10 protein-coding genes are annotated in these 8797 nt (G+C 64.0%); 2 read left to right on the top strand and 8 right to left on the bottom strand.

What is annotated here, in order from left to right; translation table 11 throughout:
- Positions 1-115 precede the first annotated feature (115 nt).
- The 8 genes from AC2VOG_RS07105 to AC2VOG_RS07070 all read right to left on the bottom strand — a co-directional run bounded on the left by AC2VOG_RS07105 (position 116) and on the right by AC2VOG_RS07070 (position 6697).
- Positions 116-769 carry a TetR/AcrR family transcriptional regulator gene (locus AC2VOG_RS07105; RefSeq protein ID WP_486939209.1) on the bottom strand — a complete coding sequence of 218 codons (654 nt, stop codon included), beginning with the start codon at positions 767-769 and terminating at the stop codon, positions 116-118.
- A gap of 223 nt (positions 770-992) precedes the next feature.
- Positions 993-1736, bottom strand: coding sequence for an acyl-CoA dehydrogenase family protein (locus AC2VOG_RS07100; protein ID WP_486939211.1), 744 nt, complete (start codon positions 1734-1736; stop codon positions 993-995).
- Between the two features lie 50 nt (positions 1737-1786).
- Positions 1787-2875, bottom strand: coding sequence for an acyl-CoA dehydrogenase family protein (locus tag AC2VOG_RS07095; protein ID WP_486939208.1), 1089 nt, complete (start codon positions 2873-2875; stop codon positions 1787-1789).
- Positions 2872-3342: a nuclear transport factor 2 family protein gene (locus tag AC2VOG_RS07090; RefSeq protein WP_486939207.1), complete on the bottom strand. Its 471-nt coding sequence runs from the start codon at positions 3340-3342 to the stop codon at positions 2872-2874. The genes AC2VOG_RS07095 and AC2VOG_RS07090 overlap by 4 nt, the downstream gene beginning before the upstream one ends.
- Positions 3326-4540: a metal-dependent hydrolase family protein gene (locus AC2VOG_RS07085; RefSeq protein WP_486939206.1), complete on the bottom strand. Its 1215-nt coding sequence runs from the start codon at positions 4538-4540 to the stop codon at positions 3326-3328. Before AC2VOG_RS07085 ends, AC2VOG_RS07090 begins: the two co-directional genes overlap by 17 nt.
- A 3-nt stretch (positions 4541-4543) precedes the next feature.
- Positions 4544-4867: a hypothetical protein gene (locus tag AC2VOG_RS07080; RefSeq protein ID WP_486939205.1), complete on the bottom strand. Its 324-nt coding sequence runs from the start codon at positions 4865-4867 to the stop codon at positions 4544-4546.
- A complete protein-coding gene (locus AC2VOG_RS07075) occupies positions 4851-6140 on the bottom strand; it encodes an aromatic ring-hydroxylating oxygenase subunit alpha (RefSeq protein WP_486939204.1) in 1290 nt (429 codons plus the stop codon). Before AC2VOG_RS07075 ends, AC2VOG_RS07080 begins: the two co-directional genes overlap by 17 nt.
- Before the next feature lie 5 nt (positions 6141-6145).
- Positions 6146-6697 (bottom strand): carboxymuconolactone decarboxylase family protein, encoded by a 552-nt coding sequence (locus AC2VOG_RS07070; RefSeq protein WP_486939203.1) that lies wholly within the window; start codon positions 6695-6697, stop codon positions 6146-6148.
- 330 nt (positions 6698-7027) lie between these two features.
- On the opposite strand from AC2VOG_RS07070, the gene AC2VOG_RS07065 reads away from it, so the two are divergent.
- Both AC2VOG_RS07065 and AC2VOG_RS07060 read left to right on the top strand, forming a co-directional pair.
- Entirely contained in the window at positions 7028-8320 is a 1293-nt protein-coding gene (locus AC2VOG_RS07065; RefSeq protein WP_486939202.1) for an amidohydrolase family protein, read from the top strand.
- Positions 8321-8382: 62 nt separating this feature from the next.
- On the top strand, positions 8383-8797 hold a 415-nt coding region (locus AC2VOG_RS07060; protein ID WP_486939210.1), incomplete at its 3' end, for an acyl-CoA dehydrogenase family protein.

The raw sequence follows: 8797 nt of genomic DNA, 5'->3' as shown, positions 1-8797 counted from the left end.
ATTGGCCGGCCGATTCGTCCTGCAGTGACCAGCGCAGCAGCGCCGTGTGTGGGTGCCACGCGGCGACTACGCGCCGCCTCGAACTCCCCGATGCCGCCGACGCGTGGTGGGCGGGCTATGTCCCGACGAATCCTCGCGAGCAGAAGTCCCAGACCTCGTCGGCGGTGATCGGGTGCACGGACGCGTCGTCGGCACCGCCGCTGGACTGCGCAATGAACATGACAGTCTGCATGGTCATCGCGGCCATCCGCTTCGGGTTGACGCCCGAACGCAATTCACCGGCTTCGCCGGCGGCTTCCATCAGCTCGGTGAGCAAAGTGACCAGCGGCGCGTGAGCCACTTTGACTTCATCGGGATGTGAGACCAGCAGCCGCGGAGCAAAGTCGGTGAACAGTGGACGCTTGGCGGCCGGGTCTGGGCGGGAAGCCTCAAACAGCAGCTCGACCGCGACTTTCAGTCGCTTGATTGGATCGGTGTGGTTGGCGGTCGCGGCCCGGATCTGATCGGACGACCGGCTCAGTGCGTCTTCGAAGAGCGCGAGGAGCAGCTCGTGCTTGCCGTCGAACTGCAGGTAAAAGCTTCGGAGCGACTGCCGGGAGCGGTCGACGACCTCCTGCACGGTAAAATCCGTACTGCCTTTCTCGATAATGATGGCCTGCGCGGCATCGAGAAAACGTTGAACGCGCTGCGCCGCCCGCAGCTTCGCCGTCTTGATCGATCGCTCGACGGCGCGCTGCTTCCAGGCCGGCTCTTCGCTGGGGCTGGTCACGGGCGGCTCGGATGATTGCCGCGAGGGGAGAACATGGTTTGACTGTACCGGAGAACGCCGTGTCATCGATGTGCTCTCTCCCGTGCGGGACTACGTGTCTGAGATTGTAACTTTCTGTTGGTGAGAACTATATTCTCGCACGCTCCTCGGGGAAGCGGAATGCCAATTGTGAAGGAACGCATTCATCGGATCTGCCGCCGATCGTCGGGAATGAGCCCGACCGCTAGAGCTGCGCCAGTCGCGGCGCAAACCCTTTCTCGCGCAATGTTGCTCCGGCCTCGCGGGTCAGTTCGCGAGAGCTCCCGAGCAGGCCGTCCAGCACCAGCACGCGTTTGATGTGGCGCTGAAGGTCGTGCTCCGCGGTGAACCCGATACCGCCCAGCACCTGCTGACAGTGCCGGGCGGCGGTGAACGCCGCACGGCCCGCTGCCGCTTTTGCGAGTAGAAAGCTGAGGTCGTCGGGTTCGGCCGCGGCGGCCACCAGGGTGGCCTCCGCACCTTCGAGGGCGACCAGCGTCTCGGCCAGTCGGTGCCGGATCGCCTGGAACGAGGCAATTTGCCGGCCAAACTGCTTGCGGTCCAGGGCATGCTGACGTGCCAGTGTCAGCATCGCGCGGCCCGCGCCGACCAGCCACCAGCCCAGCGCGTGCCGTCCCGCGCCGACCGGTGCCGAATCACCCTCGGGCACAAGGTGTATCGGTAGATCGTCGCCGAGCACCGAACTCGGCTCGCCGCTCCGCGCCCAGACCACCCAGGAGTCGCCCGTGTACCGCATCGGCACCGTGCCGCCGCCCTCTCGGCCCGCCGCGCGCAGCACGACGTCGTTGAGGACCGGAGCGTGCGCGCCGGTTTCGCCGAGCAGCCGGAACACCAAAGGTATTGCTGTTTCCGGCATTTCGTTGATCATCTCGAACCAACCCAGCTCGGCCAGCGCGGCGTCGAGCTGCTGACCCGACGCCGCCGTCATCGCCTTGCGCAGGCCGTCTTCCACTAGCTGCAGAGACCCTTTGTCCACGGTCACTCCGGGCCCAGATCCAGCAGCCGGCGCGCGATGATGTTGCGCTGGATCTCGGCGGTACCGCCGTAAATGGTCGCGGCGCGGGAATAGAGGAATTCGGACCGCCAGGGGCCGTCGCCCAGTTCGATCACGCCCGGCAGCAGATCACGCGCGGAGTCGTAGAGCCGCTGCTCGGCACCGGCCAGTAGTACCTTGTCGATCGACGTCTGCGGGCCCAACGGCTCGCCATCGGCCATTCGGTGCTGGGTGGCCCGAGACCGGCAGCGCAACGTGTGGAGCGCGAGATACGCTGCTCCGAGCTCGTACTCGTCGGGGTCGTTCGCTTCGGCGATCAGCGCGTCGAATCGTGAGTAGAGGTAGGCAATCCGCTGCCAGAAGCAGGTGGAGCGCTCATAGGGCAACAGGTCCATCGCCAACCGCCAGCCGTCGCCGGGCTCACCGAGCATGCGGTCGGCAGGCACCACCACGTCGTCGTAGTAGACCTCGCAGAACTCGTCAACCCCATGCATCGTGCGCAGCGGACGCACGGTGATGCCGGGCGTGTCCAGGTCGACGAAGAACGCGGTGATGCCGTCATGGCCGGGTGCGGTCCGGGTGAGCAGGATGCAGCGGGTGGAGAATTGCGCGTAGCTGGTCCAGACCTTCTGACCGTTGATGACCCAGTTGTCCCCGTCCGGCACGGCGCGGGTGGTCAGCGAGGCCAGGTCGCTCCCGGAGCCGGGCTCGGAAAAGCCTTGGCACCATTGCTCTTCGCCCCGCAGCAGCCGCGGCACCATCTCCGCGGCCAGTCCGGCCGGCGCGTAGTCGATCAACGTGGGCGTGAGCACTTCGAGCATCGAGTAGGGGCCCGGTTCGGCGAGGCGGCGGCCTACTACTTCTTCGCCGACGACCGCGCGGAGCATCGCGGGACCGCCCAGCCCGCCGACGTCTTCCGGCCAGCCGTACCGCATCCAGTCGGCGTCATACAGTGCCCGGATCACCCGGGCGTATTGCCGCATATGGCCGTCCAGCGAGTGGTCTGGCCCCGGCGTCAGGTCGTGCTCGTCGAGCCAGGCCCGAAGATCCGTCCGGAACTGCTCGACTTTCATGCTTGGGCCGACGGCCCGACTCCTCCGCCGGCCTCGGCCGGCATCGTCGTCGGGCGCGGGCGTCCTACCGCATGCGGACGGCCGGAGTCGTGTGCGCCGCTGCGCCGGATGAAGGTCATGGCACGGGTTTTCAGCCGCCACCCGTCGTCAGTTCGAACGTAGCTGTCCTTGTAGTAACCGATTCGCATGTCGTGCGTGGCGTGGTCGATGAAGCACAGCGGCTGGGTACCGGTCGCGGTATCGCCGTTCAAGTCGATCACCGGGGTCGCCGTCATGAACAGACCCTTGGGTGCGGCGTCCACCAGAACCGGAAACCGGTCCAGCGAATAGGTTTCGCCGAACGCGCTGTACGTACCGTCCGGGGTGAAGACCGCGACCAAGCCGTCGATGTCTTCCTGCGTAATGGTCACCGCGTAGCGGGCCAGCAGTTGCTGGATGTCGACGAGGTCCTCAATTCGGTCCGACATAGACCTTCCCGCCTTTCATCACAAAGTTCACCTGCTGGGTTACGCCGATGTCGGCCAACGGATCTCCCGGCACGGCGATGATGTCGGCAAGCTGACCCTCGGCCAGCCGGCCCCGGTCGGTGACGTTGATCAACTCGGCCGCGACTGTCGTGGCGGCCCGCAGCACCGCCAGCGGCGGCATGCCCCACTCGACCAGCGTGACGAGCTCATCGGCGTTCTTGCCATGTGGAATAGCCGGCGCATCCGTACCAACCGCGATCTTCACGCCGGCTTCGTAGGCGGCCTTGATCGACGTTTCCGCCTTGGGGAACATCTCGGCCGCCTTGTCTTGCAATACCTTCGGGGCGTGAGACACATCCATCGCCTGGGCGAGCCTGCGGGTGGTCACCAGAAACCGACCGTTGTCGACCAGCATCTGGATGGCCTCGTCGTCCATCAGGAACCCGTGCTCGATGCAGTCGATACCGCACGCGACCGCGTGTTTGACCGCTTCCGCGCCGTGGGTATGGGCGGCAACGCGCAGGCCGCGCCGGTGTGCCTCGTCGACGATCGCTCGCAGTTCTTCGTCTGAATAGTGTTGCGCCCCAGCCTCGCCAGTCAACGACATAACGCCGCCGGAAACACATACCTTGATCAACTGCGCGCCATGCTTGATCTGGTAGCGCACCGCCTTGCGGACCTCGTCGACCCCGTTGGCGATGCCCTCCTCGACGGTGAGCTCGAGTGCGCCGGGCATGAACGCAGCGAACATCGTCGGGTCCAGGTGCCCGCCGGTGGGCGTGATCGCGTGGCCGGCCGGGACGATTCGGGGCCCGTCGATCCATCCCGCGTCGATGGCCTTGCCGAGCGCGACGTCGAGCAGGTAACCCCCGGTCTTGACGAACAATCCGAGGTTGCGCACGGTGGTGAACCCGGCTCGTAAGGTGCGACGGGCATTGCCGACGGCGCGCAGCACGCGGGTCGGAGGGTCGTCCTGCACCTGGGACAGGCCGGGCGTCTCGCCCCGCCCACCCATCAACAGGTTGACTTCCATGTCCATCAGCCCCGGCAACAGGATCGAGTCGCCCAGGTCGATGATCTCACCTTCGGGGGCGCCGCCGACACCGACGATCCGGTCTCCCTCGACGCGCAGGATGCCGGGCGAGATGATCTCGCCGGCGTCGACGTCGAGCAGGCCGGCAGCCTTGAGTGTGAGCACCGGTTAGATCACCGGCTCCCGAAGCACTTCGACCCAGGCCGCCCCGCTGTCGGGAACTCGTGGCTGCTTCCACGCCTCGATCGGGAACGACACCATGACCAGCGACTGCATGATGTGCATCAGCGTCCTCGCGTCCTCGGGAAGATCGTCCAAGGGGAACTTATCGCAGTACTCGATGACATCGTTGAGCTTGGGAAAAGCCACGTCGTAGAAGGTCTGCATCTCGGCCATCGTGGAGGACAACCGCTTGGCATACCGTTGCGGCTCGGTGGCCAGATCCCAGTCGAGATATGGCTCTAGAGAGACGAATTCAGACGGTAGCGGCATTGTTCTGGCACTCCTTCTCCCATTTGGCGACGTAGTCGCCCGTGGTCTTGTGCAGGTGCCGGATCAAGATTTCCTGGTCGCAGAGCAGGAACTCCTTGACCGCCCGGGTGGCGATCATCGTCTGGGTCGCTTCCAGGGTGTTGGCGTCCTGTAACGCGTATTCCTTGAACGTCACCGCGGCCAACTCCTGGGCCAGCCGTTCCCGCGCATTACGCGGCGGAACGAAATACAGCGTGGACTCGAAGATGTGTTTGTCCACCGCGGTCGGCCAGTAGTGGTAGGTCAAAAACCACCCAGGTTCCCAGATCAGCAGCATGAAATTCGGATAGAACAGCCACGAATCGATGCCCCACTGCGGCACCCGCTTCACGTTGACACCCGCTGGTAGCTCCAGGTTTTCGATGATCTCCGGCTTGTCCCAAGGCCCGAATAATCCGCTGCGCAGCACCTGGTCCATCGGTTTGACCATGGACATATCCGGGGGCGGTGCCTGTCCCCCCCAGGTTGACTGCAAGTTGTGCGGACCGGCCAATTCGTAGTGCAGCGCTTCATAGCCGAACTTCTGGATCTTGGCGGCTTCCTCTTTGGTGTACTGACCCTGATGCAGGATCGGCGCGTGGTAGAACTCGACGAACGCGTCGATGAACAGCTTCCAGTTGCTGCCGACTTCGGCTCGGTAGGAATAGGTCTCGGTCATCTCGCCGAAGGGGTAGCCCTCGATGCTCTTGGCCAGCGGGCCCAGATAGTCGACCAGCGGCGCGGCGCCCGAGTCGAAGTTGATGAAGATGAAGCCTTCCCACACCTCGCAGCGCACTGGCGCCAGGCCGTAGTTGCCCTTGTCGAGGCCGAAGAACTCCTCCTCCTGCTGCACGAAGGTCAGGTCACCGTCCAGGCTGTAGCGCCATGCGTGGTACTTGCAGGTGAACTGGCGGCAGGTGCCGGAGGTCTCCAGATTCGGGAAGTCGTTCCACACCAACTTGTTTCCGCGGTGCCGGCAGACATTGTGGTACGCCTTGACCGAGCCGTCCTTGGTCTTGACGATGATGAGGGACATACCTTTGCCCGCCGACGGCATCTCCTTGGTGAAATAGCTGCCGGTGCGAGGGAGCCGGTCGACGCGGCCGACATTGAGCCACTGCTTCTTGAAGACTGCCTCGCGCTCGGCCTCGAAGAACGCCGGGTCGATCGAGTCGGTGTAATCCACCGGGGCGGTACCCAGTTCCGGATAGTTCTCGGTCCAACTACCCGCTTCGGGCTTGGGGAAGTGTGCCAACGTCCTTACCTCTCTTGTGTTCCGCCGTCGCGGCCGCTTTCGACCTCGACGCCAAAAGTGTTCAGTGCCATGGCAAGTGCGATGTAGTTGCCGACCGTGAAGACCAGGTCCATCCGCTGCTGTTCGTCGAGCCGTTCGCCGAGGACCGCCCAGGTCTGATCGGAGAGGGTGGTCTTCTCGTCGAGTTCGTCGACGGCACGCATCAAGGCGCTATCGAACGCATCGCTGGACTGGCCCGTCTGCGCGGTCTCGATGTCGGCCGCGGTCAGCCCGTGTTCTTTACCCATCTCGACGTGGTGTGACCACTCGTAGGCGCAGTCGCGGCGGTGTGCGACGCGCAGGATCACCTGCTCGCGGATCCGCGGTGGCAGTGTCGACCCGTACAGCAGGTAGGTGCTGAATTTGAGATAGGCGCGAGTCAGTTTCGGATGACGGACCAGGGTGGACAGCACGTTGCCGGCGTCGGCCGGGTTGCGCCGCTCCTCGGGAAGCATCACCGACACGGCGTGGCGGGCAGCGTCGTCCCACTGGTCCGCCGGTAGCGGGGGCAGGCGCATGCGGGCTCCTCAGGTAGGAGAATCATATTCTCATATTTGATCAATAGGTTTCCACGAACTCCTGGATTGGTCAATCTTGGGGACCTCACCTGCAGTGACCTTGGCCATCCGGGCGACCGGGAGCAGGGTCTCGATGCATGTCTGACCGCTGCAGGGGTAACATCAAGATGTTGATTCTCGCGATTTGAGAAGCTAGTTTCCATACGACGGCAGAAGTCAGCGGCGGTAGCGATTCGTGCATGGGCCGACCACCGGTTCGCGACAATCACGAGAGAACCGCGAGCCAAGGACCAGGTGGGCCTCGAACGCCCCCACGGAGAGGATCGGGCAGTGAACAAAGACGACATGATTTTGATCAGCGTCGACGACCACACCGTCGAGCCACCGGACATGTTCAAGAACCACCTGCCGAAGAAATACGTCGACGACGCCCCACGCCTGGTGCACAACGAGGACGGCTCGGACACTTGGCAGTTCCGCGACACGATCATTCCGAATGTGGCGCTCAACGCGGTCGCCGGCCGCCCGAAGGAGGAGTACGGCCTGGAGCCGCAGGGCCTCGACGAAATCCGTCCGGGCTGTTACAACGTCGACGAGCGGGTCAAAGACATGAACGCCGGCGGCATACTGGCCTCGATCTGCTTCCCGTCATTCCCGGGTTTCGCGGCGCGGCTGTTCGCCACCGAAGACCACGACTTCTCGATCGCGCTGGTGCAGGCCTACAACGACTGGCATATCGAAGAGTGGTGCGGGGCGTATCCGGCACGCTTCATCCCGATGGCGATCCCGGTGATCTGGGATGCCGAGGAATGTGCCAAAGAGGTCCGACGGGTGTCCAAGAAGGGTGTGCACGCGCTGACCTTCACCGAGAATCCCGCGGCGATGGGCTATCCCAGCTTCCACAACGACTATTGGACGCCGCTGTGGGAAGCGTTGTGCGACACCGACACCGTGATGAACGTGCACATCGGATCGTCGGGCCGTCTCGCGATCACCGCACCCGATGCGCCGATGGACGTGATGATCACGCTGCAGCCGATGAACATCGTGCAGGCCGCCGCGGACCTGTTGTGGTCCCAGCCGATCAAGGATTACCCGGACTTGAAGATCGCCTTGTCCGAAGGTGGCACCGGGTGGATTCCGTACTTCCTGGAGCGGGCCGACCGGACCTTCGAGATGCACTCGACGTGGACGAAGCAGAACTTCGGCGGCAAGGTTCCCAGCGAAGTCTTCCGCGAGCACTTCCTGACCTGCTTCATCAGCGACAAGGTCGGTGTCAAGCTGCGCAACATGATCGGCATCGACAACATCTGCTGGGAGGCCGACTACCCGCACAGCGACTCGATGTGGCCGGGTGCGCCGGAAGAATTGTGGGAGGTGCTGTCGGAGAACAGCGTGCCGGATGACGAGATCAAGAAGATGTCGTATGAGAACGCGATGCGCTGGTACTCCTTCGACCCGTTCAGTCACATCACGCCGGCGCAGGCCACGGTAGGCGCGCTGCGTAAATCTGCTGAGGGGCATGATGTTTCGATCCGGGCGCTGTCGAAGCACGAGCACGGTGGCGCCAGCTTCGCCGACTTCGCGGCCAGCGCGAAAAACCTCACCGGCAACAAGGACTGACGCACCACCCGAAGCCGGTGCATGAACTGATCAAAGGAGATTTCGCAGTGGCCGGCGGTGGGATGAGCTTTGAGCTGACCGATGATCAGCAGCTGATCCGCACGTCGGTCGCTGAGCTGGCGTCGAAGTTCGACGACCAGTACTGGATGGAAAAAGACCTCGCGCACGAGTTCCCGCAGGAGTTCTACGACGCGATCGCCCACGGCGGCTGGCTCGGGATGACGATTCCCGAGGAGTACGGCGGCCACGGATTGGGCATCACCGAGGCGACGCTGCTGCTTGAGGAGGTGGCGCGGTCGGGTGCGGCCATGAACGGCGCCAGCGCCATTCACCTGACGATCTTCGGTATGCAGCCCGTCGTCAAGCACGGCTCCGAGGAGTTGAAGGCCAGGACCCTCCCGCGAATCGTCAACGGCGATCTGCACGTGTGCTTCGGCGTCACCGAACCCGGTGCGGGTCTTGACACCTCGCGCATCA

It is taken from the genome of Mycobacterium sp. TH-M11 (assembly GCF_057473725.1).
Note: the sequence above shows the minus strand (reverse complement) of the source record. Positions and strands in the feature narration are given on the sequence as shown.

Coding starts and splice junctions, on each gene's coding strand:
- AC2VOG_RS07080 (WP_486939205.1), bottom strand. CDS start 4,867: ATGCCGCTACCGTCTGAATTCGTCTCTCTAGAGCCATATCTCGACTGG.
- AC2VOG_RS07100 (WP_486939211.1), bottom strand. CDS start 1,736: ATGACGGCGGCGTCGGGTCAGCAGCTCGACGCCGCGCTGGCCGAGCTG.
- AC2VOG_RS07095 (WP_486939208.1), bottom strand. CDS start 2,875: ATGAAAGTCGAGCAGTTCCGGACGGATCTTCGGGCCTGGCTCGACGAG.
- AC2VOG_RS07090 (WP_486939207.1), bottom strand. CDS start 3,342: ATGTCGGACCGAATTGAGGACCTCGTCGACATCCAGCAACTGCTGGCC.
- AC2VOG_RS07070 (WP_486939203.1), bottom strand. CDS start 6,697: ATGCGCCTGCCCCCGCTACCGGCGGACCAGTGGGACGACGCTGCCCGC.